Origin of the sequence: Brevibacillus sp. NRRL NRS-603 (assembly GCF_003013445.1) — a bacterium.
Lineage (GTDB): Bacteria > Bacillota > Bacilli > Brevibacillales > Brevibacillaceae > Brevibacillus > Brevibacillus formosus.
The window spans coordinates 88,518-114,753 of record NZ_PXZN01000010.1; the positions used below are offsets into that span (position 1 = coordinate 88,518).

General features: G+C 49.2%; 29 protein-coding genes. 6 read left to right on the forward strand and 23 right to left on the reverse strand.

The annotated features are described in order from the left end of the window. Nucleotides 1-6: 6 nt before the first annotated feature. Nucleotides 7-1,317 carry an MFS transporter gene (locus C7R94_RS05880; protein WP_106779011.1) on the forward strand — a complete coding sequence of 437 codons (1,311 nt, stop codon included), beginning with the start codon at nt 7-9 and terminating at the stop codon, nt 1,315-1,317. Between the two features lie 64 nt (nt 1,318-1,381). Here the strand turns inward: C7R94_RS05880 and C7R94_RS05885 are convergent, their stop codons facing one another. The 8 genes from C7R94_RS05885 to C7R94_RS05920 all read right to left on the reverse strand — a co-directional run bounded on the left by C7R94_RS05885 (nt 1,382) and on the right by C7R94_RS05920 (nt 9,466). Further along, a complete protein-coding gene (locus C7R94_RS05885; RefSeq protein WP_106779066.1) occupies nt 1,382-3,118 on the reverse strand; it encodes an ABC transporter ATP-binding protein in 1,737 nt (578 codons plus the stop codon). Continuing rightward, nucleotides 3,087-4,925, reverse strand: a complete 1,839-nt coding sequence (locus C7R94_RS05890) for an ABC transporter ATP-binding protein (RefSeq protein WP_199197920.1) — start codon at nt 4,923-4,925, stop codon at nt 3,087-3,089. Before C7R94_RS05890 ends, C7R94_RS05885 begins: the two co-directional genes overlap by 32 nt. Nucleotides 4,926-5,131: 206 nt before the next feature. Next, entirely contained in the window at nt 5,132-5,413 is a 282-nt protein-coding gene (locus tag C7R94_RS05895; protein WP_047068137.1) for a hypothetical protein, read from the reverse strand. Between the two features lie 227 nt (nt 5,414-5,640). After that, nucleotides 5,641-6,357 carry a C39 family peptidase gene (locus C7R94_RS05900; RefSeq protein WP_106779069.1) on the reverse strand — a complete coding sequence of 239 codons (717 nt, stop codon included), beginning with the start codon at nt 6,355-6,357 and terminating at the stop codon, nt 5,641-5,643. 110 nt (nt 6,358-6,467) lie between these two features. Then, nucleotides 6,468-6,818: a YolD-like family protein gene (locus tag C7R94_RS05905; protein ID WP_106779015.1), complete on the reverse strand. Its 351-nt coding sequence runs from the start codon at nt 6,816-6,818 to the stop codon at nt 6,468-6,470. Next, complete coding sequence (locus tag C7R94_RS05910) at nt 6,815-7,186, reverse strand: YhjD family protein (protein WP_047068143.1); 372 nt, start codon at nt 7,184-7,186, stop codon at nt 6,815-6,817. Before C7R94_RS05910 ends, C7R94_RS05905 begins: the two co-directional genes overlap by 4 nt. Further along, nucleotides 7,183-8,424, reverse strand: coding sequence for a DNA polymerase IV (locus C7R94_RS05915; protein WP_106779018.1), 1,242 nt, complete (start codon nt 8,422-8,424; stop codon nt 7,183-7,185). The genes C7R94_RS05910 and C7R94_RS05915 overlap by 4 nt, the downstream gene beginning before the upstream one ends. Nucleotides 8,425-8,596: 172 nt before the next feature. Next, nucleotides 8,597-9,466, reverse strand: coding sequence for an AraC family transcriptional regulator (locus C7R94_RS05920; protein WP_106779021.1), 870 nt, complete (start codon nt 9,464-9,466; stop codon nt 8,597-8,599). 120 nt (nt 9,467-9,586) lie between these two features. On the opposite strand from C7R94_RS05920, the gene C7R94_RS05925 reads away from it, so the two are divergent. Both C7R94_RS05925 and C7R94_RS05930 read left to right on the forward strand, forming a co-directional pair. Beyond that, nucleotides 9,587-9,949: a VOC family protein gene (locus C7R94_RS05925; RefSeq protein WP_106779024.1), complete on the forward strand. Its 363-nt coding sequence runs from the start codon at nt 9,587-9,589 to the stop codon at nt 9,947-9,949. Between the two features lie 20 nt (nt 9,950-9,969). Beyond that, the gene (locus C7R94_RS05930; protein ID WP_106779026.1) at nt 9,970-10,455 is read left to right on the forward strand and encodes a GNAT family N-acetyltransferase; all 486 of its coding nucleotides are present in this window, start codon (nt 9,970-9,972) and stop codon (nt 10,453-10,455) included. Here the strand turns inward: C7R94_RS05930 and C7R94_RS05935 are convergent. The 8 genes from C7R94_RS05935 to C7R94_RS05970 form a co-directional block, all read right to left on the reverse strand. Continuing rightward, nucleotides 10,452-11,951 carry a hypothetical protein gene (locus C7R94_RS05935; RefSeq protein WP_106779071.1) on the reverse strand — a complete coding sequence of 500 codons (1,500 nt, stop codon included), beginning with the start codon at nt 11,949-11,951 and terminating at the stop codon, nt 10,452-10,454. The genes C7R94_RS05930 and C7R94_RS05935 overlap by 4 nt on opposite strands. Before the next feature lie 153 nt (nt 11,952-12,104). After that, entirely contained in the window at nt 12,105-14,159 is a 2,055-nt protein-coding gene (gene recG / locus C7R94_RS05940; RefSeq protein WP_106779028.1) for an ATP-dependent DNA helicase RecG, read from the reverse strand. Between the two features lies 1 nt (nt 14,160). Continuing rightward, nucleotides 14,161-15,045 (reverse strand): L-serine ammonia-lyase, iron-sulfur-dependent, subunit alpha, encoded by an 885-nt coding sequence (sdaAA, locus tag C7R94_RS05945; protein ID WP_106779030.1) that lies wholly within the window; start codon nt 15,043-15,045, stop codon nt 14,161-14,163. A 38-nt stretch (nt 15,046-15,083) separates the two neighbouring features. After that, entirely contained in the window at nt 15,084-15,749 is a 666-nt protein-coding gene (sdaAB, locus tag C7R94_RS05950; RefSeq protein WP_106779033.1) for an L-serine ammonia-lyase, iron-sulfur-dependent subunit beta, read from the reverse strand. Nucleotides 15,750-15,999: 250 nt separating this feature from the next. Beyond that, complete coding sequence (locus C7R94_RS05955; RefSeq protein WP_233220488.1) at nt 16,000-16,485, reverse strand: hypothetical protein; 486 nt, start codon at nt 16,483-16,485, stop codon at nt 16,000-16,002. Nucleotides 16,486-16,593: 108 nt separating this feature from the next. Next, on the reverse strand, nt 16,594-17,451 hold the full coding sequence (locus C7R94_RS05960; RefSeq protein WP_106779037.1) for a DegV family protein: 858 nt from the start codon (nt 17,449-17,451) through the stop codon (nt 16,594-16,596). Nucleotides 17,452-17,497: 46 nt separating this feature from the next. Further along, nucleotides 17,498-19,204: a DAK2 domain-containing protein gene (locus C7R94_RS05965; RefSeq protein ID WP_106779040.1), complete on the reverse strand. Its 1,707-nt coding sequence runs from the start codon at nt 19,202-19,204 to the stop codon at nt 17,498-17,500. A gap of 13 nt (nt 19,205-19,217) precedes the next feature. After that, entirely contained in the window at nt 19,218-19,583 is a 366-nt protein-coding gene (locus tag C7R94_RS05970; protein WP_007728362.1) for an Asp23/Gls24 family envelope stress response protein, read from the reverse strand. Nucleotides 19,584-19,831: 248 nt separating this feature from the next. Here C7R94_RS05970 and rpmB point away from each other — a divergent pair, with 248 nt between their 5' ends. Continuing rightward, nucleotides 19,832-20,020, forward strand: coding sequence for a 50S ribosomal protein L28 (gene rpmB, locus C7R94_RS05975; protein WP_005831020.1), 189 nt, complete (start codon nt 19,832-19,834; stop codon nt 20,018-20,020). 98 nt (nt 20,021-20,118) lie between these two features. On the opposite strand, the gene spoVM is transcribed toward rpmB, so the two are convergent. The 6 genes from spoVM to C7R94_RS06000 all read right to left on the reverse strand — a co-directional run bounded on the left by spoVM (nt 20,119) and on the right by C7R94_RS06000 (nt 23,512). Then, nucleotides 20,119-20,202 (reverse strand): stage V sporulation protein SpoVM, encoded by an 84-nt coding sequence (spoVM, locus tag C7R94_RS05980; RefSeq protein ID WP_005831022.1) that lies wholly within the window; start codon nt 20,200-20,202, stop codon nt 20,119-20,121. A 23-nt stretch (nt 20,203-20,225) separates the two neighbouring features. Further along, entirely contained in the window at nt 20,226-20,399 is a 174-nt protein-coding gene (locus C7R94_RS30220; protein ID WP_007728365.1) for a hypothetical protein, read from the reverse strand. 190 nt (nt 20,400-20,589) lie between these two features. After that, nucleotides 20,590-21,150: an energy-coupled thiamine transporter ThiT gene (gene thiT, locus C7R94_RS05985; RefSeq protein WP_106779042.1), complete on the reverse strand. Its 561-nt coding sequence runs from the start codon at nt 21,148-21,150 to the stop codon at nt 20,590-20,592. 127 nt (nt 21,151-21,277) lie between these two features. Continuing rightward, on the reverse strand, nt 21,278-22,000 hold the full coding sequence (locus C7R94_RS05990; RefSeq protein WP_106779044.1) for an amino acid ABC transporter ATP-binding protein: 723 nt from the start codon (nt 21,998-22,000) through the stop codon (nt 21,278-21,280). Further along, entirely contained in the window at nt 21,993-22,652 is a 660-nt protein-coding gene (locus C7R94_RS05995; RefSeq protein ID WP_106779046.1) for an amino acid ABC transporter permease, read from the reverse strand. The genes C7R94_RS05990 and C7R94_RS05995 overlap by 8 nt, the downstream gene beginning before the upstream one ends. A gap of 53 nt (nt 22,653-22,705) precedes the next feature. Continuing rightward, entirely contained in the window at nt 22,706-23,512 is an 807-nt protein-coding gene (locus C7R94_RS06000) for a transporter substrate-binding domain-containing protein (protein ID WP_106779048.1), read from the reverse strand. Nucleotides 23,513-23,755: 243 nt separating this feature from the next. On the opposite strand from C7R94_RS06000, the gene C7R94_RS06005 reads away from it, so the two are divergent. After that, nucleotides 23,756-24,889, forward strand: a complete 1,134-nt coding sequence (locus tag C7R94_RS06005; protein ID WP_106779050.1) for a M20 family metallopeptidase — start codon at nt 23,756-23,758, stop codon at nt 24,887-24,889. Between the two features lie 128 nt (nt 24,890-25,017). Next, on the forward strand, nt 25,018-25,440 hold the full coding sequence (locus tag C7R94_RS06010) for an RDD family protein (protein ID WP_106779053.1): 423 nt from the start codon (nt 25,018-25,020) through the stop codon (nt 25,438-25,440). Nucleotides 25,441-25,535: 95 nt separating this feature from the next. Here the strand turns inward: C7R94_RS06010 and C7R94_RS06015 are convergent, their stop codons facing one another. Beyond that, complete coding sequence (locus C7R94_RS06015; RefSeq protein WP_106779056.1) at nt 25,536-26,000, reverse strand: protease complex subunit PrcB family protein; 465 nt, start codon at nt 25,998-26,000, stop codon at nt 25,536-25,538. Between the last annotated feature and the right edge of the window lie 236 nt (nt 26,001-26,236).

The window sequence follows — 26,236 nt, forward strand, 5'->3', positions numbered from 1 at the left end:
GAACGTATGCAACAAAAAACAAAAAAACGCCTTCCACCCTTCCTTCAAGTTCAGGAGTCCTCTGGTCTGAAAATGTCGCGCCAGGAGCCTTCTCAGCAAAAGCCGTCAGGTCGTCTGGACAACCAAGCCAAGCTGCTGCTCCTGGTCAACGCTGTGTTCATTGCCGCCGGCGCCCTGTCTGGCACGTTTGTAAACGTTTATTTGTGGAAGGTAAAAAGTCAATTTGCTCCGATCGCTTGGTTTACTTTTGCCGCCCATCTCGCGGGTGCTCTGACCTTCTGGCTTGCTGGCTGGTACGTGAAGCGTCTGAACAAAATGAATGTCCTGCGTGCTGGCATGGCCGTTTCTGCCCTTTTTTATTTGCTCGTTCTTCTGGCAGGTCCCAAAGCTGTCTCTTACGCCGTACCGCTTGGGCTCGTTCAGGGTATGGCGAGTGGTTTTTTCTGGCTTTCCTTTAATGTGGTGTACTTCGAAATCACGAATGCTGATAACCGCGACCTTTTCAACAGTTGGGCAGGGTTGCTTGCTTCACTTGGCGGCATGCTCGCTCCATGGATATCGGGGTTGCTCATTACGCGGCTACCGGGCAACAACGGCTACTCCCTTATTTTCGGGATCTCTCTTGCGCTATTTGTCGTCGGCGTATTCATCAGCTTTTTTCTGAAAAAGCGCCAATCGGAAGGGACGTATGCCTGGAGCTTTTCCTTGCGTTGTTTGCGAGAGGAGCCCGAGTGGCGCTGGGCGGCAGGCGCTTTGGCTGGTCAAGGACTGCGCGAGGGCGTATTCGGCTTTGTGATCGGTCTACTCGTCTACATTTCCACGAGAAGCGAGATGACTCTCGGCAATTACTGGTTAACTACATCTGCCGTCGGACTTGTGAGCTACTTCTTGATCGCCAAATGGTTCTCTCCTCGCTATCGCAAGTGGGGAATGCTCACTGGTTCTGTCATCATGTGGGGGATTCTCTTCGTATTTTTTTGGCAGGTGAGCTTTACGACACTGCTTATTTTCGGGATTGCCGTGTCCATCGCTTATCCGCTGTTTTCTGTACCCATGCTCTCCACGATTTTTGATCTGATTGGCACTAACGAAGAGAGCGCACGCAATCGGGTCGAGTATGTCGTGCTCCGAGAGTTCGCTCTGGACGTTGGTCGGCTGGTGGGGATTCTGATCTTTCTGCTGGTAACGTCCTTGAGTGTCTCTCCTCTTACACTGAACTGGTTGATTTTGTGTATCGGAATCGGCCCGCTCATCGCGTGGGTGTGCATGACCAAGCTATTCCGTCACGTCCCTGCTGCTAAAAAAACAGACAACTGAACGAAGAGCGCCCCCATAACAAAACCCGCTTCGGCTGACTTGCCTAGCGGGTTTTGGCACTGATTTATGAAGACAGTCTCCAACCGCCTGTCGCTTGTTGTAGCTTCCACAGCCGTGCATACAAGCCGTTTTTCTTCACAAGCTCATCATGTTGTCCCGATTCGACGACCGTGCCATTTTCCAGCACATAGATGTTGTCAGCATTACGGATGGTTTTCAGGCGATGAGCAATGGCAATAACCGTTCTTCCCTCGATAAGCGTATCGATCGCTTTCTGAATTTGCGCCTCATTCTCGGGGTCTAGTGAGGCTGTTGCTTCATCCAAGAGAATGATCGGCGCATTTTTCAAGATCGCTCGGGCAATGGAAATACGCTGTTTCTCGCCGCCTGACAGCGTGCTGCCCCCTTCTCCTACGAGCGTATCGTAGCCATCGGGCAGCTTCATGATAAAATCATGACAGCACGCTTGCTTGGCCGTCTCCTCGACCTCAGCTTGGGTCGCATCCCTTTTTCCGAAGCGAATGTTGTTTGCAATCGTGTCCTGGAATAAATACACGTCCTGAAACACCATCGACACGCGGGAGAGGAGTGCCTCTGGGTCCATTTCAACAAGTGGTTGATTGCCCAGCAGAACAGTGCCTTGCGACGGGTCATAAAATCTGGCAATCAGCCGCATCACGGTGCTTTTTCCACTGCCGGACGGCCCGACCAACGCTGTAAATGAACCGACTGGCATGTGCATGCTCACGTTGTTCAGGACATTTTTTTCGAGATAGCCAAAAGAGACGCCTGCAAGCTTCACGTCGTTTTCCGCAGGCGGTTGCTGCTCGCCCGTCATGATCGGCTCCGCCAACAACTGGACAATCCGCTCCCCCGCCTGCTCGTGGTAACGGAATTCCGCATAGTTGACGAGTGCAGCTGTCAATGGATCAAAGATGCGTGTTCCAACCAGCAGAAACATGACAAACGTGATCAGGTCTATGCTACCCGCTACGAGCAAATACACGCCGACCATGACCATAAGCGTGAGACCAGCTCTGATAAAAGCAATGGCGGCGAGCACAATCGGTCCCAGCAGGCCTTCGATTCGTATACTCTGCCGCATGAACTCGCGAAAGGCTTGCTCCAGCCGTACAAAGCGTTCGCCGGTCAAATTGTACGCCTTGATGACGCGAATGCCGTTCAAATATTCCTGGAAGCGATTGGCGGCGTCAATTTTTGCCCGCATATGCGTCGCTCCGAGCCTGCGTTGAAGTCCCGATGTCATCAGCACCAAGAGAATCGCTATAGGGAACGCAGCAAATAGGGCCAGCGCCATGCGCCAATCCATGAAAGAAAGACCTACGATCGCCATGACAGGCATGATTATCGCCCCCAGCATTTGCGGTACGAGATGGGAAATCCCGTGCTCCACCATCGTGAAATCTCCCATCATCATATTGGCCAAATCCCCTGGGTCTCTTTTGTTCAAGTAACCGAGTGACAGCCTTCGAAGGTGCTCTGCGAGCTTGGTTCGCCCTTCTGCTGCCGTGCTGTAGGCGCCGCGAAACTGCGTACGATATGCTGGAATTTCACATAGAAACAAAAGGAGCAACGAGACTGCCATCCATCCGCATACCCACCAGAGTCGCTCGATGTTCAATAGGGCACCTGGCTGGGCAAACGGCTCAAAAATCAATCGGGCAGCCTCCACGAGCAAGGCAAACGGCACTATTTGCGCAAGGTTGGCAAGTGTCGTGTAAATAACGGGTTTGATTAGCGCCCTTGGTTTACCTGCTGTGATATTGTTCAGCATACTCATCTTCATCAACACTCCCCTTTCCTTCGCCCATTTGCCAGTCTTGCGCATTGGTGTAAGCCTTCCACATCCGGGCATATAGCCCATTTGCCTCTACCAATGATTGATGCTTGCCTCGTTCGACCAGCTTCCCTTTTTCCAGCACCAAAATTTGATCTGCATCCCGAATCGTTGACAGACGATGCGCGATAACAATGACGGTTTTGCCCTTCATCAGCCCTGCCAGAGCCAGTTGCATCTCATACTCATTTTCAGGATCAGCAAAGGCAGTCGCCTCGTCGAGGACAAGAATCGGTGCGTTTTTCAGAATCGCCCGTGCGACCGCCACACGCTGTTCTTCTCCCCCGGACAAGTAGACTCCCCCTTCTCCGATCAGGGTGTCATAGCCTTGCGGGAGCTTTTGAATAAATTCATGGCACTGGGCTGCCTTCGCCGCTGCATAGACCGCCTCTGGCGTTGCATCTGGCAAGCCGATAGCAATGTTGTTGTAAACCGTGTCGTAAAACAAAAACGTATCCTGAAAGACGAATGCTACGGTGTTCATCAAATCGGTGCTCGATATCTCCCGGACATCTATCTGACCAATGCGAATCGCTCCCTCCGACACATCCCAAAATCTCGGAATGAGATTTGCTACCGTAGACTTCCCTGCACCAGACGGTCCGACCAGAGCTGTCACCTGCCCGTGCTTTGCCAAAAAAGATAGGCGAGAAAGTGCCTCGCCTCCTGTTTTCCCCTCTGCTGCATAAGAAAAAGAGACGTTTTCAAATGCGACATCAAAGCTCTGTGGGCGCTGGGAGCTCAGCGGTTCGGCAACGGGCTGCTCTGCCAAAATCCGATCCATCCGCTCCACTCCCTCGCCAATCTCACGCAGGGTTGATGTCAAAAACAAGAGCTTAAACATCGGGGCAGATACACCTGGCGCCATTACGAGGAAAAACAGCAGAACAGACGCAAACGCAACATTTTGCGGATCTTGACTCAGCATGAACACCCCTACCGGGAGAATGAAGGCCGCAAATGAACTGAGAATCACCTTAAACACCAAAAATCCGTTTTGAAAATCATCCGTATGCTTGACGCAATAGTCCCGATAGGTGATCATATCCGCATAAAAGCGCCGGAAGGAATGAACCGTCTGCCCGAATACCTTGATCGCTGGCATTCCACGTACATACTGGACCGCAGATCCGTTCATCCGTTCTAGCGAATCGTAGTACCTCTTGATATTTTCTTTCGTTTTCGCCCCGGAAAAGGTAATGATCTGCACAATTAGTCCCAGTATGATCGGCACGACGCAGGCCAGCGCCAACCAGACGTTCAAGTAAAACATCACGCCGACCATGAGCACCGTCGTCACGATTACATGCACCAAATCCGGAAGCTGATGCGCTACAAACGTCTCGACCTTTTCCACATTTTGCTCCAATGTTTTTTTGACGGCACCGGTAGATGTTCCGTTGAGCCAGCCAAGCGGCAAGCGGCCGATATGCGAAGCCAATTTGACCCGCATTCCGTATAAAATGCGAAACGCTGCGATATGAGACACCATCCCGCCTGCATACATCATGACCAGACTTCCCACGAGTCCCAAAAGCGCAATAACTCCCCACTGAATCATGTATGCCCCGTCTGCCATAGCGGGAGACGCTGCATGCGTTAACAGCTCGCGTAAAATGAAGTAGACGGATGCATAAGGCACCAGCATACATATTGCGCTCAAGGAAGACAATATTGCCGAGATGACGAGCAATCCGCGCTTCTCATCCGCAATCTCCAGCAAGCGACGCACGCCTTTTTTGGGCTGCATTCCCTCTTTGCTCTCCATTGTCGTCATTCCTGTTCTCCTCTCTCCTGCTTGCTTCTTTTGTCCTACCCCTTATCATAAGGTGACCTTCTGCCCTCTACCGCCGATTGCCGGATAGATCTTGCCCCTAGCCGGAGTATTTTTACAACAAAAAACCTTTCCCACTTGGAGGCTAGCTCCCACAGGAAAGGTTGCGTTGGTTTTTTCAATTATGATTGGGCTACTTTTTCTTTCGCTTTGGTTACGATGTGGTGACCGAGCGGCAGGCCGCGCTGCTCCAGCTCATCAGCTGTCACAATATGGAGCGTCTCACTTTTACACGGCATGGGCATCAATCCGCCCAATGGACTCATCACTCTTCCGATCGTGTCTGTCTCAATGAGCACGTACAGGCCTTTTTCCTCCAATTGTTGCATGAATTCTCCCCAACGCTTGGAAGTAATTTGATCGGCGTGCTTAGTGAATATGACACCCATTTCTTGTGCTAGCATGCAAAATCTCCTTTGTCCTATCCGTCAAATATATGCTTCAAAAGATAATCTAACAATACAGGGAAACCTCCCTTCTGGCAAAATCCGTGTAAGCCAAAAAAAGACGAAAAACGGTTGTTTTTGACCGCTTTTCGTTTCAGGAATCTCACATCTTCTTCGCACACACCGTTTCAACGCGGCACGCTGTTTTTTGCGACTTGCCTTTTTCAAAGGCGCCCTTTTTTTCATTATAGATAGCTGAGGGCCTGTTTACCCAGTGCTTCCCAGCTCGTTTTCATGGAGGTGTGGGGCACCCGCCGCTGTTTGACTCCGGTAAGCGGATCATTGACATTGGCGTATTTTTCGTCATATCCGACCAGAAGAACCGCATGTTCATCAAAAGGAGCGACCACTTTTTTCCCGTCCTTATACCAGCTCTCCCATTCCGTAGGCAATCTGAAATCCCCGGTAGTCCAGATGACGACAGGATGCCCGGCTGCAACACTATCCATGAGAGCCTGATACGACCCTCCCGTCAAATTGACCGTCCGTTCGCCCATATAACGTCGCAGCAACTCTTCCAATGGCTTATTGTAAACAGCAAACCCTTTGCGAGCCCCAGTAATGTCTCCGACAAACCCTTTATTCGGATCTCCCCATTCTTTGATGTCACCGTTTATTTGTACTAATGGCTCCGGATCTTTTTTGACCTGCTCGCCCAACAGCTGCTTATCTACGTTTTGACCCGCATATTGGAGCAACATCGCCAAGCTCGTTACCTCGCATCCATATTTCAGTTCTGGTTTCTGGCTGATGATCGGAACGTCCAGAATCATTTTCGATGGTCTCGCTTTCTGTTCCGTGTCTAAAGAGGATGGCGTCTTCTCCTGCTGCATGCGTGCGTGCGGAACGGAAAGCTGGGATTGTTCCCTATCCTCCTGCGAAACCGTACAGCCTGAGGTCATTGCGAGCAAGGCAGCCAAAACCAGTTTCCCTGTCCTTTCCAATTCGTTACACTCCTTTGGATGTTTGTCAAAGGGTTCCCGACTGGACAGGGGCTCATGTATTGGAGCGCCTAGAAAACCGCTGCCAGCTCCACATGCAGCAGTCGGGCAAAAGGAACCCAGTGAATCTCAGAGCCTGCCCGAAGCTTGAGGCGTCTCGCCGCTTGATCAATATGGATAATGCGGGCAGACAGGCGGCGCGGCTCTCGCCCGTCATAATAGGTCAGCGTCAGGATGCTCTCTGTCTGGAACGCCTGCCATACCAGCTCGCTCAAGGCGCTGAGCTGCTCCTGATCCAGCTCGGGTGGTACATAGCGGCGCTCTTCTTCCTTGATGCGCAAATACATTTCCCGATGCTCCGGCAGCACAAACCGGCTGGCCACGAATACATTTTCCTTTTTGGACACGCGTTTTTCCCTCATTGCTTGTTCTCTCCTCGCTGTTCATATCGGGTCCACAAATGGACGAGCTCCTGACACTCTGCCCGCAATACCTCAATCGTATAGATCGCTTCTCGCACGTACCCGCGTTGTCGATAGTGGACGACATACATATGTCCCTGACGTCGTGAGCTGACGACTGTGCAACCTCGCTGCCGTAAGATGCGGCGCAGCTGGTGATGCTGCCGCTCCGCCCATCGCGAGAGCTCATCGAACATCATCTGATAAGAAAACTTCAGCGGCACAATCCGCATCTGCCCCAGATCGGCCATGACCGCCCGAAACAAAATGCCAAATAAAATATACTGGCGTATCAATTCCTGCTCGTCAGACACCATCGGCTCTGTCACTTGTAGTGTCCTCCGATCTTACGTGCGCGCTCTTTCGCCTGTCCCGCTTCCAACACAGAGGCGGCTCGCAGGATGGCGTCCTGACCGTATCGGGTCCGGATATCATCCATGGCTTGTGCCAACGAACGCCGCTTGTGATTGTCCGTGAACAGATTGAGTTGCACCACGTTGTCAGGGACAAGCTGCCCTAGATTGACCCCGATACTGCGGACGGGCGTTTCCTGCCAGTGACGGTCAAACAGAAAGCAGGCCGCTTCGTACAAAGTCATGGCATCATTCGTCTGTTCCGCGAGCTTCATCTGCCGTCCAAAGCCCGTTCCAGCAGCCAAATCGGCTCCACGACAGCCCACAGACAGAACGGAGCCCATCAGCTCCTTTTTCCTCGCCCGACGGCACACTTCTTCGCACAGTTCTAAAAGCACCACTTTGATTTCCGCTGCTGTATGGTAATCCCGAGGCAACGTCATGTGATGACCGATCCCTTTTTGTGAATCATAGGAATCCAAAGCCACGGGTGAATCGTCGATTCCGTGGGCCGTGCGCCACAGCACTTCTCCGTTTACTCCCCAATGCCGGGTGAGGATGGCTGGCCTCATATCTGCAAGCTGCCCGATCTGATAGACACCCATCCGATGAAAATGACGCTTCATGCGTGAGCCTACCCCGAACAGCTTTTCAATCGGAAGCTTCCAGAGCGTATCCGCTAACGTTTCCCGCTTGAGCCAAAAAACGCCTTCTTCCCGTTTCTTGGCGAAATTGTCGCAGGCCATCTTGGCCAGTACCTTGTTCTCCCCGATACCTACCCGGCAGTTGATTCCTGTCTCCATCCAGACACGCTGCCGAATCTGTGCAGCCATCTGCAACGGATCACCAAACAGGTGGACGCTGCCTGTCACGTCGAGAAACTGCTCGTCGATCGAGTACGGCTCCACCTTGTCAGTAAATGCCTCGAATATGCGGGTGATTTGCATGGAGATGCGAATGTACATCTCCATGCGCGGACGAACAACAACGAGCTGGCGACACTTTTGCTGCGCCTGCCACAGTGCTTCGGCCGCGACCACTCCATATGACTTGGCAATCGGACACGCTGCCAGCACGACTCCGCTGCGCCGCTCTGGATCACCCGCGACGACAATCGGCTTGTTTCGCAGCTCTGGATTGGCCCCTTTCTCGATACTGGCATAAAAGCTCTGCATGTCGATCAAAAACACGATCCGCTTGTTCGCATTGGACACACGATCATCCCCTAAATAAGAACTTATGTTCCCTTGTTGCTTTGTTCTTATTATAGCAAACAAATGTTCGGTTTTATGCCTGTCTCGCGCAAAAAAAAGTTGGTAATTATTTCTTCCCGGATGAGCACACGTCGGTAGGTGTTACGCCAACGAGAGCGAATCCAATAAAGGGTTACTTTTTCACGACAGGAATCCAAATTTGGCTTCGGAAGGCTGGTGATGAGGTGTCTTTATTTTCGTTCCACAAAATCTCTGGACCCTCAGCCTGTTCATAACCGGAGGATAAAAACCATTCCGAATAAATCCGAGCCCAGACATCTTGCAGCGTATCAGGAAAAGGACCCACTGCTTCGAAGACCGCCCAGGTGGAAGCAGGAACCTCGAGTGCTGCCATGTTGTCTGGACAAGCCTTTGCAGTGGCTACGCCGATATAGTGATCGAGCTCTCCATATTCCAGCCGACCTTCTGAAAAATTCGTGGACGCACTGATCAGTCCAAGTGGTTCGACATCGGATAGTGACTTCAGCTGCTGAATCGTCTCCATATCTAATGAAGCCCACATAGCCGCAATCTCTGGATTGACTCCACGATAAATCAACGGAACTCTTTTTTTCAGACCCACAATGCGAAATGCCTCTTTTTCTTCCATACGGTAGTTCATGGCACTGCCTCCTTTAATGGATAGATGAAAGGTCATTCGCGGATAAGCCTTCAAGGATTGGCCGCTGTGTCTGGCTTCTGTCGGAGTGATTCCATGCACATTCTGAAAAGCTCTGGCAAAGGAATCAGCCGATCCGTATCCGTATTTGATCGCAATGTCAATGACCCGCTCGTTGCTGTCCGCAAGCTCAAAAGCTGCAAGAGTAATGCGCCGACGCCGGATGTACTCGGATAGTGGAACACCAGCGAGAAAAGAAAACATCCTTTTGAAGTGATACTCGGAGCAGCAAGCCACCCGAGCGATTTCTTTATAGTCAATCTCGCTCGTCAAATTGTCTTCGATGTAGTCCAGAGCCTCATTCAGCTTTGCAAGCAAATCCATGGTAATGACCTCCCTTTCCCCCTCAGAATAGCAGATGCAAAATCGGGCGATCCGACATTTCGTGCACGATGATGACGGGTCGACCTTGTAAAAAACACCAATGAAAGGAGCTCTGTCACAATGACAACGACTTCTCCTCTGCTCCCCCAAATCGGAGCTATTTTTGTAGCCGTCAGCGACATCGAGCGCGCACGCGACTGGTACTGCCGTCTCTGGGGCACTCCCGCAGACGGTGAAATTATGTTCGGGCATATATACTGCATTCCCTTGCAGGGCGGACTGACGCTTGTTCTGGACAGCAAAATCTTTCCGAAGCGCATCACAGATGATGCCCCCTTGTTTCATTTCAACACACAGGATATCGAAGCCTCTTATGCCTTTCTCAAAGAGAGCGGAGTCGAGGTCGTCGTTCCGATCCAGCATGGCCACTGGTTCAACTTCCGCGATCCCGACGACAATCTGATCATGGTAAGCCAATGTTAAATAGAAGAGGAGATACACGCATGACCATCCACTTGCGCCGAACTACACCGGCAGACATTCCATTCGTATACGAAGTAGAAAATGCGCCAGAGAATACCCCGTTCATTATTCCGTGGAGCGAAGTTCGGCACCACAACGCTCTTGGCGACCCGGACATCCTCCATATGATTGCCGAAAAAAAAGAAACAGGCCACCCCGTCGGCTACGTCATCATCGCCGGGCTGACCAATCCTCATCAAAGTATTGAACTTATGCGTATTACAATCGCAGTGAAGGGAAAGGGCTACGGTCGCAACATCCTGCGTCAAATCAAGCATTGGGCATTCATCGAACAAAAGGCCCATCGACTCTGGCTGGATGTAAAAGAAACGAACGACCGCGCCCGCAGCCTTTACCTATCGGAAGGGTTTCACATTGAGGGTACCTTGCGCGATTGCCTGAAATCGGGCGATACTTACGAATCCTTGATCGTTTTATCGATGCTGGCAACGGAATATGACGCCTAGGGGGCAAATGTGTCTGGAGTCGTGACATACAGCCATTTTCCGTCGTTGCTAGCTCCCAAAATCGATACACTTGCTGGCAGTCCTTTCACCAGCACAGATTGTTGCTTACGATCAGCATCGAACAGGAAGAGCGACGACACGGACTCCGCTCCTTGTTCAGCTTTTTCCCAATCGATATAAACCAAATGGTGAGTGCCTGGAATCCATATCGCTTCTGGCTTCATTTCCATCAGTTTGACGTCGCCCTTAAACACCCCTGCATTCCAATACATCTGATAGGCGCCATCCGTCGACTGGATATAGCCAGACCACGCTTCTTTGGGAACCGGTGGATTCCAGCTGATCACCTTGCCTGACTGCCAATCGAAGCGTTGACGAAGCTCTTCAAAGCTATCTTCCTCTGTTCTCATTTCAAACGTCGCGTAACGTCCATCATCCATAAAACTGACGGGCTGGACTTGCCCATTCATCTCGTCTGTTGGAACCCATCCTTTGATGACACCAGAGAGGCGCTGTTCTTTTCCAGTCGCCAAATCATACACGACCAAATCGAGGTCCTTTTTCTGTTCGGTCTTGCCTACTGCCATCAATACATGCTTGCGATCATGGCTAAAGCTGGCTCCGTGTACGTATCCATCTACCTTGACACGAATGGCAAACTCGCTTTTCGGTACTTCTGTCCCTTTCGGTGGATGAGCGAAAAAGAAGCCGCGACGATCTGCCATGAAGTCGCCTGCACCGCTATAGTTGTCAGTGAGCTCCACTGGATAAGCCGTCAGCTCTTTTGACTGTGTGTCATAAATCGAATACAGCATGGGAAAACGTGCATCGCACTCGCAATATTCTGTAAATCGCTCCAGTAGCACATACCGTTCCTCAGGGTCGATAAACTTCATGGGAGTCCTGACGGCAAAGTCCGTCATTTTTTCTCTCACCTTGCCATCGACTGAAACTCGCCAAATCTGAGACGGAGCAAACACCACCGCCGAGAAATCATTCGTATCGTCAAATACGGTTCCCTTTACCGTCTTCGCTCCTGCTACGTTTACCACATATTCTGTCCAGCTTCTGTCCTTGGCAAGCGTATCAGGAAGGGTAGCCAGCAATTGCAGTTGACGATCGTGCACCCAGTGAAACGTAAAAATCGGCTCCACGAAACCTAAGTCCTCTTCTTTGGTCTCTTTCTGGGCATTTTTTCGTATGGCCTCTTCGACTGTCCCACGGTTCACGGCTTCTTTAAAAAAGAGGGTGTACGCCTGTGGTGCAGGTCCTACGACTGTTCTTCGAGGAGAGCGGAGCTGTGGAGCATCGTTTAGCTGAATGACCACGTCTTCTTTCATCGCCGCGTAGTCGTAAGGCAATTCCTTTTGCTTCCATTCCTTTGTCGTTTGGCTTGTCGTATGGGATGGGCCAGTCTGAGCAATCCGACTGTCCGTGGAAGTTGCTTGCGCGAAGTCGGATCCTGTCATGATAAGCAATGCGAACACAATGGACATACTCATTCCTCGAATTTTTCGCAAAGACAAAAAACTCGCCTCGCTTCCTAGAAAAATTTACCTTACAGAGGATAGACGTCGATGGCCTGCTTAAGGTTTCACCCCACAAAAGAAAAAGCCTCCCACACCTTGAAGTGGGAAGGCCTTCCTTTCTTAATCGAAGACGACACCGTCCAGTACGCCCTCATTCTTCAAATAGTCACGCAGCCAGTGATACTTTTCGTCCCGCCAGAAAGAATCCTCTGCTACCAGCTTGACAGTCTCCTGCCTCGCTACCTCCAGCGCTTTGTAATCACTTAATAAATCAGCGACTTTAAACTCCGGCAAGCCGCTCTGCTTTGTTCCGAAAAAATCACCCGGTCCGCGCAATTCCAAATCGCGCTGCGACAGCTCAAATCCATCCGTCGTCTCGCACATGACACGCATCCGCTCTTTTCCGATCTCGGATTTTGGATCGGCGATCAGCACACAATACGACTGTTCAGAGCCACGTCCTACGCGCCCACGCAATTGGTGAAGCTGAGCAAGACCAAACCGCTCCGCATCATAAATCACCATATAGGTGGCATTCGGTACATTCACACCGACCTCTACAACCGTTGTACTGACCAGGACAGCGTGCTCTGCCGCAAGAAAGGCTTGCATGACAGCATCCTTTTCCTTCGCTGGCAGTCGCCCATGCATCAGGCCCACGCCGAATTCAGGGAAAATGTGTGTGAGCTGAGCATGTACATCAATCGCGTTTTGCACATCGAGCTTTTCGGATTCCTCAATGAGTGGACAAATAACGTATGCCTGCCGTCCTTTGCGCAGCTCATCCCGCATTTGCTCCAACACAGCCGGAAACTGATCATGCTTTTTCCATGTCGTCTCGATTGGTTTGCGCCCCGCAGGCATTTGATCAATCGTCGAGACATCCATATCGCCAAATGCCGTAATTGCCAGTGTTCTCGGAATTGGCGTTGCAGTCATAAACAAGACATCAGGCGACAAGCCTTTATTCCGTAAAATTCTCCGCTGCTCCACACCGAATCGGTGCTGCTCGTCCGTAATCACGAGACCAAGACGGGAGAAAAAGACATCCTCTTGAATGAGCGCATGGGTACCGACTACGACATCGATTAACCCCATTTGCAGAGAGCCGATGACTTCGCGTCTACGTTTCGCCGTCAGCGAGCCAGATAAGAGCGCGACCTGAATGCCGTAATCGGACAAGAGCTTCGTCAACGACTGCACATGCTGCTCGGCAAGAATTTCCGTCGGTACCATCAGCGCTCCCTGATAACCAGCTTTCACCGCAGCAATTAGCGCAATGGCAGCTACGACGGTTTTCCCCGAGCCTACGTCCCCTTGCAGCAGCCGATTCATCGCATGAGGAGCCCGCATGTCGTCCAAAATTTCTTTTACCACTCGTTTCTGCGCATCTGTCAGCGGGAACGGTAAGCCTTTCACAAATTCCCGTACCTCTTCCATCGGAATCGCCAAAGCCACGCCTTCTGTTTGCTGCCGATTGATTTTGCGCAGAGTTTGCATTTTTAACTGAAATAAGAAAAGCTCCTCGAACATAATCCGTCGCCGCGCTTGACGACCATCTTCCGCATTTTCAGGAAAATGAATCGAATGAAAAGCATGCATCCGCGGCATCAGTCGGTAGCGCTCCACGATATCCGCAGGAAGGATCTCAGGAATCTCCTTGCCATATTGACGCAACGCCTGTTGAATGGTTTTGCGCAGCAGGGTATGCGTCATATCGCCGCCAAGCGGATAGACCGGGGCTAGCTCGCCTCTTTTTGTCGCGCGTTCGGAGTCTACTTCTGTCATCTCGCTCACAGTGATTTGTAGCTTGTGCTTGTCCCATTTTCCTGTGACGAGTATTTCCTTGCCTGGCGACAGCCTGCTTTTGACAAACGTCTGATTGAACCAGACAGCCGTCACCACGACACGATCCATGACAACCTTGACGGACAGTCGTGATTTTCTTTTTCCATAAAAACGAACAGAGGGTTCGCCGTACACCGTACCTGCCAGCGTGACCCTCTCTCCGTCTTTTACTTCTGTCAAATCGCGCACACGGTAATCTTCATAGCGAGACGGGAAATACTCCAGCAAATCACCGATGCTGTTGATTCCCAGTCCTGCAAATGCCTTCGCCCGCTCTTCGCCTACCCCGTGCAAAAGGGAGACGGGCGATTGATATGCACCAGCCATCTTACTTCTCCATCCGTACGCCGAACACTTTTGCTTCGATCATGCGGCCCGTTTGCGTAGCAGCAAGACCACCCTGTGCGGTTTCCTTCAGCGTAGTCGGCATGGCGCAGCCGATTCGGTACATGGCATCGATGACTTCATCTGTCGGGATTACGCTCTTGATGCCTGCCATTGCCATATCGGCGGCTACCGTCGCAATTGCTGCTCCCATCGCATTTCGTTTGACACATGGTACTTCAACCAGTCCGGCTACGGGGTCACAGACCAGACCGAGCATATTTTTCAACGCGATCGCCACTGCTTGGGTAGATTCCTCAGGCGTACCGCCAGCCATTTCTACAATTGCCGCAGCGGCCATGGCTGTTGCAGAGCCTACCTCTGCCTGGCAACCACCCGCAGCGCCCGAAATGAATGCGTTATTGGCAATGCAATACCCGATAGCACCTGCCGTGAACAAATAGTTGACCATTTCCTCGCGGGTTGGCTGGAGCTTGTCAGAGACGGCAAACAACGTCCCTGGTACAATGCCGCATGCTCCTGCTGTAGGTGTTGCAACAATCGTACCCATCGCAGCGTTTACTTCGTTAACTGCTACAGACATCGAGACGGCATTCAAAAGTGTAGGACCGGACAAAAACGTCTTAGTCTCCATATATGTTTGCAGCTTCTTCGCATCGCCGCCCGTCAACCCGCTATGCGAGCGAATGTCTTCGGTAAGCCCGCGACGCACTGCTTTTTCCATCACATCGAGGTTGGCATACATATCTTGCATAATGGCATCCCGACTACGCTGGGAAACTTCCATTTCTGCTTCAATCATCACCTCGGAGATCTTCTTCCCCTGGGATTCGGCCAACTCCACTAGTTCAGCCACATTACGAAACATCTGGTTGTTCACTCCTCTAATCCTGCTCGTCCTTTTGCTTAGTTCAATGCGAGCAGGGATACGTCAAAGATATGCGGGATTTGACGAATTTCCTCCAGGACTTCCGGGGAGATCGTCGAATCCGTTTCAATTGCCATCAAAGCACGCGAACCGCGTGTGTGTCGAGACACTTCCATGAGCCCCACATTAATGTTGTGCTGGGTCAGCACCTTTGCCACAGCCGCAATCATCCCAAAGCGATCCTCATGCAAGACCAAGAGCGTCGGTGTATCGAAGCCCAACTGAAAGGAAAACCCGTTTACTTCCAACACTTCGATCTTCCCGCCACCAATGGAGACACCAACGATTTCAATCTGATGCTCATCATCAGACAGCTTGATCCGCGCCGTATTCGGGTGCTCTGTCAAAACATCAGATGTGGACAACTCCACTTCCATGCCAGCTTTTTCTGCAATCACCAGCGAATTTTTCAGACGCAAATCCGACGTGTCAAAGTCAAGAATTCCTGCCACTGTCGCCACATCAGAACCATGTCCTTGATATGTTTTTGCAAATGAGCCGTAAAAAACAATTTCTGCTCGCAAAGGCATTTTGCCAAACAGCTTGCGAGCCACACGACCGATACGAGCTGCACCAGCCGTATGGGAGCTAGATGGTCCAACCATGATTGGACCGATAATATCAAATACGCTTTTGTACTTCAACCGGTTCTCCTCCTGAATCACAAGGGGTTCAACAAGATTCACTCTCATTGTATCCTACAGCCATTGAAAGCGCTACAGAGGAAACTGTACGTAAAGCAATCATAACCGATTTACGCAGACAACATGCGGTCAAATCAGGATGAATGAAAAAACTCCCACTGAGAAGAAGGGGGGCGTCAAGGATAGCCAAGCCGGTAATCCGCTAAGCCACAACCAGCATGGTAAGCGTTCAAACTTCATGGATTTCATTTTATTTCTTTGGAAGTGAAATTAGGAATACTTTTACGGGATCTAATTCACGATCTGCTTGAACATCATTTCCTTCATTTGCTGTTTCTACTATTGGAATTCCATCATGATAAGGAAAGTAAATAAATTCGTTAATAATTGGTTCAAGCTTATCAAGAATTTCAATTTTTTCGCTAAAAGGGAGTTTTTCATGAATCTGAGAGATAAGATTAAATCTTAGTTGCGAAGCCTGCCAATCGAACCAAACATATAACAGCATTCCATGATCACTATTTGATTTTAAAATTTGCTGTTGTCTATTCTCTATTACTTTATGGAAAAAGTTCATGAAATCAGAAACTGTGAACTGACTAGCTAACCGCATACTTAAAGAAATAGACCACCTATTAGCAGAAATTTCTTTGTTCAAATCCTCTTTATGACTGCCAATAAATAGAGAGTCATACACAATATCCTCCAACTCAATAAGGAAATCATTCTTATTCACCAAAACCTCCCCCTTATTTTTCATGACTTTTAAATATTTTTAACAGTACTTCTGTATAAAAAAGAAGCCCCCTATCTCAGGGAAGCTCCTCTCTAAAACATATAAGCCTTACTTATCTTTCACCATAACGAACCCAAGTAGCCCTGAACCCGTATGCGTACCGATCACGGGACCAATCTGTTCCAACCAAGAATCCGTTACCGTAAACTCTTGCTTGAGTCGCTCCAATAGCTCAGCCGCTTGATCTGGAACACTGCTGTGCAGCATGGCGATTTTCACAGGCTCGCCTTGCGCGTATTCCTGCAACGCTTCAAATACACGATTCAGAGCTTTCTTCGTCCCTCTTACTTTGTCAAAAGCAGACACGTACCCAGCAGCATCCAGTGTCAAAATCGGCTTGATATTCAAGAGCGAGCCGATGACGGCAGATGCTTTGCCGATCCGACCGCCTTTTTGCAGGAACTCCAGCGTATCCACAATAAAGTATACCTGCACCTCATCCAAATAACGATCAATCTGATCCAGAATCTGCTCCTTGTTCTTGCCTGCTTGTGCGGCTTTGGCAGCCTCCACGCAGATCATTCCATGAACAAACGAAGCTTTGCGGGAATCGATCACCGTAATGTCGATATTTTCATCCAGCATCGACTTGGCGATCATCGCTGATTGATACGTACCTGATAAGGAACTCGATAAGAGTATGGCAATGATTTGCACGTCCTTGCCATATTTCTCATAGATCGCTTTATACGCTTCGGCAAATTCAAGCGGAGACGGTTGCGAGGTCGTCGGCATCACACTCGATTGCTTCAGCTTATCGAAAAACTCCGAAGACGAGATAGTGACTGCGTCCACATACGTTTCCGCCCCAAACATGATTTTCAACGGGACGGCCACGATCCCCAATGACTGCCTCTCAGACGCATCGATATCAGACGCGCTGTCGGTAAGAATCACAATTGGCATTCTCGATCGCTCCTCTCCCTATTCATTCGTGTTCAAAAGTTGGCTTTTACTCGACAGAAAAAATGAATGGATACAACGGTTGACCGCCTGCCTGAATCTCAACTTCCACATCCGGATATGAATCGGACAAAGCTTTCTCCAGAGCATGAGCCTGATCTTCTGTCGCATCTTCTCCTAAGAATATCGTAATGATTTCGGAGTCTTCCTCCACCATTCCCAAGAGCAGCGTCGTTGCGCAAGCTAACAAGTCAGGACCCGCAGTGACGATTTCTTTCTCGGCCATGCCGATAAAATCGCCTTCTTTGATTTGTACCTCACCCATTTGCGTGTCGCGAACCGCGTGCGTTACCATCCCTGTTTTTACTTGGGCAATCGCCTTGGTCATCGCTTGCACGTTCACTTCTGGTTCAACATCTGCACGGAAGCTGACCAGTGCTGCCAATCCCTGCGGAATGCTCTTCGTCGGTATAACAGAAACAGGAATTTCAGCGAGGTCGGATGCCTGCTGTGCTGCCATGATGATATTGCTGTTGTTTGGCAGGATGATGATGTGCTGTGCACGGAGTCCTGCGATGGCCTTCATGAAGTCCTCTGTGCTCGGGTTCATCGTTTGGCCACCCTCTACTACCACATGCACACCCATGCTGCGCAGAATCGTAGCGATTCCCTCACCAGCAGCTACCGCGATCAATCCGTATGGAAGCAGATCTGTAGCAGGCTGAACAGCCGCTTCTGGCTTCGCCTGTCCTTTGCTCTCTTCCGCTTTGAGAATGTTCGCATGCTGCTCGCGCATGTTTTCTATTTTCAGTCGATGCAGGCTGCCGAATTGCTGAGCGTATTGCAGAACGCTTCCCGGATGCTCAGCATGAATATGTACCTTGACGACTTCATCATCAGAGACGACCAGTAGTGAATCGCCCATCGTATCCAGATGGTTGCGGAACAGCGCTTCAGAGAACGGCTTTTTGTTGGGCTCGGTGCTATGTGTGACATGAACCATAAACTCCGTACAATACCCGTACGTGATGTCCTCTGTTTTCATGTGGATTTGTGCATGATGCTGCTCAGAAATCAGCTTGTCCAGCTCTTCTTGACCGATTTTAGGTACCGAACGCTCACGATCAGCAGATAGCTCTTCCCCGCGCAATGCTCGCAAAAACCCTTCATAAATAAACAACAGACCTTGTCCACCTGAGTCGACTACGCCCACTTCTTTGAGAACAGGCAGCATTTCCGGCGTACGCAACAGCGTAGCTTGTGCCTGCTCGTATGTTTTTTCCATGACAGAGATAATATCATCTGACGTGCGCGCTGCACGCACAGCCATCTCCGCCGCTTCACGGGCAACAGTCAAAATCGTGCCTTCTACCGGCTTCATCACTGCCTGATACGCAGAGTCAACACCAGCTTTCAAGGCATCGGCAAACTGACGGGCATTAACCTCATCTTTTCCATTGACTGATTTGCTGAAGCCGCGGAATAACTGGGACAAAATCACGCCGGAGTTACCGCGCGCTCCCATTAACAGACCTTTCGCCAAAGCAGCAGCCGATTCAGTGATTCGGGGGGATTCTTTTCGAGTTAGCTCCTCCACACCGGAAGAGAAAGTCAAATTCATGTTTGTCCCCGTATCGCCATCCGGCACAGGAAAGACGTTTAATCCATCCACTACTCTGACGTTGTCGGATAAAAGGTTCGCCCCCAGGTAAACCATCCGGCTAAACAGCACGCCATCTAGACGCGTATGTACCAACTGATGTTCCTCCTTACATATCCCTGTCTGTACGAACTCCCTGCACAAAAATATTAACAGCAGTCACATCAATGCCTACCGTTTGCTCCAAGGTATAGCGAACACGGCGTTGAACGTTGCCTGCCACCTCGGAAATTTTCACGCCATAGCTGACGATAATGTGCATGTCCAATACTACTTCGCCATTTGTGTTATGAACGACGACACCTTTGCTCAGGTTGTCTCTTCCTAACAACTCAGCGATTCCATCTTTCAGCGCTTTGCGAGAAGCCATGCCCACAAGTCCAAAAACTTCCATGGCCGCGCCTCCAGCAATCCGTGCGATCACATCTTCTGTAACATCGATCTTTCCAAGCGATGTATTCATTTCCACTGTCATGCAAGGACTCCTCCTCTGTTAAACAGCTTGACCGTCATAGGTAAGCGTAACCATGCTTCCTTACAATTCTACACTAACACTTAATAGAAATGAAGCGTTTTGTCGATCCTATCAACCCTACGAGAAAGACTGGGTAAATCATCTTGTCAAGTATTGCAATTGACAGCAATGTTGTGCTAATATAGTCGAGTATTTGTATTTCCCACAAAGGAAATCCCGTTTAGATGTAACAAGGGAGGTGGATCGTAATGGCACGTCGTTGCTTTGTAACAGGTAAATCTGCTAAAGCTGGAAACGCTCGCTCCCACTCCATGCGCGCAACTCGCCGCACCTGGGGTGTCAACGTACAAAAAGTGCGCATTCTCGTAAATGGAAAACCGAAGCGCGTTTATGTAAGTACTCGAGCACTGAAATCCGGTCTCGTAACTCGCGTATAGTTGATCTCAGCTATGCGAAAAAAAGCACCCTCGAGGTGCTTTTTTGCATTTCTCCCGTTTCTCCACTCTTCTCCCAAAGGAGGCTCGGGGCCGAGACTTCACTTTTTCTTGTTGAACGCCTCGATAATGCCCCGAATCATGCCACCCAGGAACTTCGGCAACTTGATGGTGTAAAACCGCATGCTACCCCTCCTCACCGAAATTACTACACACGATACAAATACACGCCGGCCCCTATGAGTGCTAATGCCAATAGGCTATACCAAACCCACGGAGGTGCCCAATACAGGAAAATGGTGATTCCCCCGACAGCCAACGCAACCCCGAGAACACGTCGCAAGGCGCCCCCCTGTCGCAGGCGATAGGAGCGCAATCCCATTTCGCGTAAGCACCTCCTTTAGGTGTTCTCAAAAACGTGCATATTACATCATATTCTGCTGTCGGATAAACATGTATCCTGCCACCTGAAAAAAGTATCTGTCTAAGAAGTAAAAAATCAGGCAACGAAAACTCGCTGCCTGATTACATTATGTGGATAGTTTGTACATGATACCGATTTTTTCCTTATTTTACGCAACTCGATTGCGTGCGGGGAACAGCAGCTGCGATGCGCTGCTAAGTACAACTGTCAAGACGACTCCCGCGATAATCATTTCTGGCAGCAGATACGTGATGTTATAAAAGAGGGAATATTTCCAGGCTGGTATACCTTCTGGCGCATAGCTGCCAAACCAAATGATACCCGATAGAAAATGACAGACAAATCGTCCAATTACGCCGATGAAAAGGCCGCTCCACAGTACCATGATTCGTTGCTTCGTTCCTTCGTAGCCAGACAGACGAAAAAGCCCAGCGAGACCCAATACACCAAAAGCAAGCGGATAATCCAGCAACAGCTGAACCGGATGGACAACTGTACTGCCCAAGAGCAATTGAAGAAATCCGACAACAAGCCCCGTAATGACACCAGCAGCGAGTCCACGGCGAACAGCGATCAACGCGATTGGCACCATCACCAGAGACACAGAGCCACCCTGCGGCATTTCGAAAACCTTGATCTGTCCAAACACAATTGCAAGAGCCGCCATCATCGCCATTTCCAACAAAATGACCAACCGTTGACGATCCAATATAGTCACTCCTCAAAATAGAATAAATAAAATTTTTTTACACGGATAATGTTACTGATTCTAGCCCAAGTCTATGCTCGTGTCAAAGAAAAAAGCCGCTGCCTCATCGGCACTGCGGCTAGTTGTATTACCGAACCTTCTCCAAAAACTGCTGGGCACGTTCACTTCTTGGCTTTTGGAAAAACTCTTCTGGTGGCGTATCCTCCAAGAGACGACCATCATCGAGGAACAAAATACGGTCTGACACTTCTTCAGCAAAGCGCATTTCATGCGTGACGATTGCCATGGTCATTCCGCTATCAGCCAGCCCCTTCATAACCTCCAAGACCTCCTTGACCATCTCTGGGTCGAGGGCAGAGGTCGGCTCGTCAAAGAGCATGATTTGCGGCTCCATCACAAGCGAACGGGCAATGGCTACACGCTGCTTCTGACCACCTGACAAACGTGAGGGAAAGACATCCGCTTTGTCTGCCAGCCCTACGCGCGCCAATAGCTCTCTCGCCTTTTGTTCCGCTTCAGCCGCAGACATGCCTTTTACTTTCATCGGAGCATAGGTCAAGTTTTTCAATACCGTCATATGCGGAAACAGGTGAAAATGCTGGAAAACCATCCCGATTTGCTGACGAATGCTCATTACGTCAGCTTTTGGAGCCGTGATTTCCTGTCCGTCGATTGCAATTGTACCCGTCGTTGGTGTCTCCATCAGGTTGATGCAGCGCAATAGCGTTGACTTCCCCGATCCAGATGGACCGATGATGGCGACAACCTCTCCTTTTCCGATGTTCGTCGTGATGCCCTTCAATACATTCAGTTGTCCGAATGACTTCGTAATGTTATCAATCTTAATCACTGAGTCTCATCCTCCGTTCCAGTACGCGAGCTACCCAAGTCAGGATCATAACCATGACATAGTACAGGATACCGGCCATCATGTATGGCTCAAAATAGCGGAAGATGGTGCCTTTGACCACGTTCGCGTTCTGCATGATGTCTGCAAGACCAATCGTGGAAACGAGTGCGGATTCCTTCAAGAGTGCAATCGTTTCATTGACAAGAGCAGGCAAGATATTTTTGACAGCCTGCGGCAAAATAATGTCGAGCATCATCCGGTGATAAGGTACCCCAAGCGCTTTGGCCGCTTCCCACTGCCCTTTATCCACCGCCAAAATTCCGCCACGAATTGTCTCGGAAATGTACGCACCTGAGTTTAATGTAAACGTTAATACAGCTGCTTCCAGTTGTGAAATATTGTAGCCAGTAAGCTGAGGCGTTGCAAAATACACAAAGGTCAACTGCAAAATCAAAGGTGTCCCGCGAAAAACAGAGGTATAGGCAACCGCGAGCCAGTTCAGCAATTTTACTTTTGAAATTTTAATGAGTGCGAGGATAGAGCCCCAGAAAAATCCTAATACAACCGAAATTAAGGTAACAAGTAGCGTGCCCTTTATCCCTTCCAATATGAAAGGAATATAGGGCACGATTTGTGCAAAATCCAAATTCATGCCCATTCTCCCCTCTTGCTGCTTATACAGTTATTCTTCGTTGTCTGGAGAGATTATTGACCGAACCATTTTTGAATCAGCTTGTCCATTTCTCCATTGTCTTGCATCTTTTTAATCACTTCATTAAATTCCTTTACATGCGGTGATCCTTTTGGGAACGCAACAGCGGAGCCATTCTTTTCATTTTCTTCCATTGTGGTGAATTGCAGAGAGTCATTGTTTGCCACGAAGCCTTTTGCTACCGTGTCCTCAATAATGGCAGCATCTACACGGCCCGCTTTTACTTCTTCAACAATCTCCGGCAGCTTGTTCAGCGAAGTGATCTGCAAGCCGGAAACAGTCTTTGCAAGTTCTTTTGCTGCCCCTTCCTGAATAGAACCGAGCTGTACCGCCACTTTTTTGCCAGCCAATTGCTCAGGCTTGGTCAAATTACTGTCTTTCTTTGCTACGATCGTATTTTTCGCATCGTAATAGATGGTGGAGAAATCAGCGTTCTTCGCGCGCTCAGGTGTTGCTGTCATGCCCGCCATAACGAAGTCTGCGCGATTCGTTTGCAGTGCCGGAATAAGCCCGTCAAAGTTCATGTCGTTGATTTGCAGTTCGTAGCCGAGCTCTTTTGCAATGTATTTCGCGATATCAATGTCAAAGCCGACAATCTCATCTTTTCCGCTGCTCAGATCGTGATATTCATACGGCTTATAGTCAGCAGAAGTAGCCATGACCAATGTTTTCTTGTCGCCAGCAGAAGGCGCAGGTGCTTGTCCTGTTGCTGTTTGATTGCCTGTGCCGCATCCAGCGATCACGACTGCCGCAAGCATAGAAGTAAGTACCAGAGTAATAAATGATTTTGTTTTCTTCATGATGAACCCCCGTTGTTATGATTTTTACGCATAAAGCAGTCTATTCGTAGCATTAATTTGCATGAAAACTTATATTTATGCATCACAATGATTATTTTACTCATAATCTGAACAATTTCAATCATTTTTTACTTGTATTTTAAATGCGAAATATACAGAATTTTATTTACAAATCTTTATTTTTGTGGCAGAAAAGCAAACAAGGCTTTATAGTGCTAGTAAAAGGATTTACAGGAGGCTGACATGGAGAAAAATTGGACGTCCTATTTTCGGCAGCAGCTCCCAGAAATTATCGAGGAACTGCGTACATATGTAGAGCTGGAAACACCCACCCATAACAAGCAAGCTGTCGATCGATTAGGCAGCCTGATTGCAGAACGCTTTCGCCAATTGGGATGTCGGGTGGAGACCTTGCCACAAGAGCAATACGGAAATCAACTGCGAATGGAGTATGGAGATGGCGATGAACAAATCCTTATTCTCGGTCACTTCGATACCGTAAAAGAGATTGGAACATTAGCCGTTGAGCCTTGTCGCGAGGAAAATGGCCGACTCTATGGGCCTGGTACCTACGACATGAAAGCAGGGATCGTTTTTAGCTATTTCGCCCTGCGCGCCATGATGGAACATAATCTTTCGCCCAAACATAAACTCGTCTTTTTTTGGAACACCGATGAAGAGATTGGCAGTGTTTCCTCCGAAATTCTCATTAGAGAGGAAGCAAAAAGAAGTAAATATGCATTGGTACTGGAGCCCGCCGCTGGAGATGGCTCTTTGAAAACAAGCCGCAAAGGCGGCGGAGACTTCATTCTAAAAGTAACAGGCCGCGCTGCACATGCAGGCAATGATCACGCCAAGGGGATCAATGCGATTGCTGAGCTGGCTCACCACGTCCTCGCTATTCAATCGTTTACGAATTATGAAGCGGGCACAACCTTGTCTGTCGGTACTATTACAGGCGGAAGTGCATCGAACGTCGTGCCTGACTTTGCCATGACAGAAATTGATGTTCGTATCCAAAGCCGCGAGGAAAGCGAGCGTATTACCCGATTGATGAGTCAGCTGACCCCTGTCCATCCGGAAGCCAAGCTGTTCGTGGAAGGGGGAATCACCAAGCCTCCTATGGAACGAACTGCTGGTACCGAGCAACTGTTCTTGCATGCTCAGGAACAAGCGCGTCTGGAAGGTTTTGAATTGACGGAGCAAGGTGTAGGCGGAACAAGCGACGGAAACTTCGCAGCTGATGCTGGAACACCAACGCTTGACGGCTTGGGACCTGTTGGTGATGGAGCCCACGCCTCCCATGAGCATATCGTCATTGACGCTATTCCTGGCAGGATTGCCGTCATGCTCCGGATGTTTTTAACCTTGTCATAATAAATTTACAAGTGTATAATTTTATGGAAAATTAAGGCTCCGTCTAGTTAACGACGGAGCCTTATCTGCACTATTTTCGAATGGGCAGTCATATATATTCCTATTCGAACAACAAGGAGAGGGAAAACATGGAATCAATCACCACATCGCCAAGCAATCCCGTAGGATTTTGGCGCCGGCTCGGTGCCGGGCTGCTAGATGCAATCATTGTTGGACTACCGCTACTGCTGATCACCTATATCATAACAGGCAATACCGAAGACAATATTGTTACCAATATCATCTCCTCGCTGTACAGCCTCCTTGTGCCTGTATTTTGGCATGGCTATACGGTGGGCAAAAGAATTGTCGGTATTCGCATCGCCCGACTCGATGGAGAGCCTGTAGGAATCGGAACCATGCTGTTACGCAACTTGGTCGGAGGGATCGTGTACGTCATTACACTCGGTATTGGTGTCATCGTCAGCGCTATCATGATTGCTGTTCGTCAGGATAAACGCTCGATCCATGATTTGATCGCCGGTACGTATGTAACCTCGAATCATCCCTAAATTACCATTCACCTTGCATACAAAATAGCATGTCCCCTACTAAAAAAGACCGGATATAAGCATCCGGCCTTTTTTCATTCTATCCATCAAGCACTTTATTGGAACAACACCTTATCAGTTTTTGCATCCATAAACACCATGGTTGTGTAAGGCGGTAGGCTTGCCCGTACAATGATATAAGGTGTGTGCACCGCTGGCATTACAATGTCTTCTGGAGCAGGATTTGACAGTTCTACATAAACCGTGAGCATTTCCCATCCTTGCTTTGTTCCAACGACCTTCAAACTATAGCCAGAGGTAGGCATTTCGCCACGGGAGACCACATACAGATCGCCTTGGCGATGTACACCCTTCTTCGCTTTTACTTTTCCTACGAATGCTCGTTCAGCCGCTGACAATGTACCTTCTTTTTCGATTGATAATTTTTTCGTTTGTACGTCTACTTGAGAAGTCTTAACCGACTCCGAATGTTTTTGTTCAGCGTGAACAGCAGTTTGTGAAAATGGCAGAATGGAGAGAATGGTGAAAACCGCTACACTGTTTTTCCATAACGATTTCATACTTGATCAACTCCTGATTTTTTTTAGAGGGCGAGAAACATTTCTTGATACTGGCCAGTATCTCTCAGATAGGAAATATTTACCACTATCCGGATAATTTGATTTAATCATTACATTTATTAAAAAGCAATATTTTCCAAAATGTTTTATTTTTGTTAATTAACATTTACCGCATACCACTTATAATCCTTGTTAGAATAGGAATAATTCGATTTTATTTTAGTTGTATTATGAAC

Bases quoted from the DNA above. Each gene is read 5' to 3' on its own strand.
- C7R94_RS05880 (WP_106779011.1), top strand. From the start codon at position 7: ATGCAACAAAAAACAAAAAAACGCCTTCCACCCTTCCTTCAAGTTCAG.
- C7R94_RS05885 (WP_106779066.1), bottom strand. From the start codon at position 3,118: ATGAGTATGCTGAACAATATCACAGCAGGTAAACCAAGGGCGCTAATC.
- C7R94_RS05890 (WP_199197920.1), bottom strand. From the start codon at position 4,925: ATGCAGCCCAAAAAAGGCGTGCGTCGCTTGCTGGAGATTGCGGATGAG.
- C7R94_RS05895 (WP_047068137.1), bottom strand. From the start codon at position 5,413: ATGCTAGCACAAGAAATGGGTGTCATATTCACTAAGCACGCCGATCAA.
- C7R94_RS05900 (WP_106779069.1), bottom strand. From the start codon at position 6,357: ATGACCTCAGGCTGTACGGTTTCGCAGGAGGATAGGGAACAATCCCAG.
- C7R94_RS05905 (WP_106779015.1), bottom strand. From the start codon at position 6,818: ATGAGGGAAAAACGCGTGTCCAAAAAGGAAAATGTATTCGTGGCCAGC.
- C7R94_RS05920 (WP_106779021.1), bottom strand. From the start codon at position 9,466: ATGGATTTGCTTGCAAAGCTGAATGAGGCTCTGGACTACATCGAAGAC.
- C7R94_RS05925 (WP_106779024.1), top strand. From the start codon at position 9,587: ATGACAACGACTTCTCCTCTGCTCCCCCAAATCGGAGCTATTTTTGTA.
- C7R94_RS05930 (WP_106779026.1), top strand. From the start codon at position 9,970: ATGACCATCCACTTGCGCCGAACTACACCGGCAGACATTCCATTCGTA.
- C7R94_RS05935 (WP_106779071.1), bottom strand. From the start codon at position 11,951: ATGTCCATTGTGTTCGCATTGCTTATCATGACAGGATCCGACTTCGCG.
- recG (WP_106779028.1), bottom strand. From the start codon at position 14,159: ATGGCTGGTGCATATCAATCGCCCGTCTCCCTTTTGCACGGGGTAGGC.
- sdaAA (WP_106779030.1), bottom strand. From the start codon at position 15,045: ATGTTTCGTAATGTGGCTGAACTAGTGGAGTTGGCCGAATCCCAGGGG.
- C7R94_RS05960 (WP_106779037.1), bottom strand. From the start codon at position 17,451: ATGCCAATTGTGATTCTTACCGACAGCGCGTCTGATATCGATGCGTCT.
- C7R94_RS05970 (WP_007728362.1), bottom strand. From the start codon at position 19,583: ATGACAGTGGAAATGAATACATCGCTTGGAAAGATCGATGTTACAGAA.
- rpmB (WP_005831020.1), top strand. From the start codon at position 19,832: ATGGCACGTCGTTGCTTTGTAACAGGTAAATCTGCTAAAGCTGGAAAC.
- spoVM (WP_005831022.1), bottom strand. From the start codon at position 20,202: ATGCGGTTTTACACCATCAAGTTGCCGAAGTTCCTGGGTGGCATGATT.
- C7R94_RS30220 (WP_007728365.1), bottom strand. From the start codon at position 20,399: ATGGGATTGCGCTCCTATCGCCTGCGACAGGGGGGCGCCTTGCGACGT.
- C7R94_RS05995 (WP_106779046.1), bottom strand. From the start codon at position 22,652: ATGAATTTGGATTTTGCACAAATCGTGCCCTATATTCCTTTCATATTG.
- C7R94_RS06000 (WP_106779048.1), bottom strand. From the start codon at position 23,512: ATGAAGAAAACAAAATCATTTATTACTCTGGTACTTACTTCTATGCTT.
- C7R94_RS06005 (WP_106779050.1), top strand. From the start codon at position 23,756: ATGGAGAAAAATTGGACGTCCTATTTTCGGCAGCAGCTCCCAGAAATT.
- C7R94_RS06010 (WP_106779053.1), top strand. From the start codon at position 25,018: ATGGAATCAATCACCACATCGCCAAGCAATCCCGTAGGATTTTGGCGC.
- C7R94_RS06015 (WP_106779056.1), bottom strand. From the start codon at position 26,000: ATGAAATCGTTATGGAAAAACAGTGTAGCGGTTTTCACCATTCTCTCC.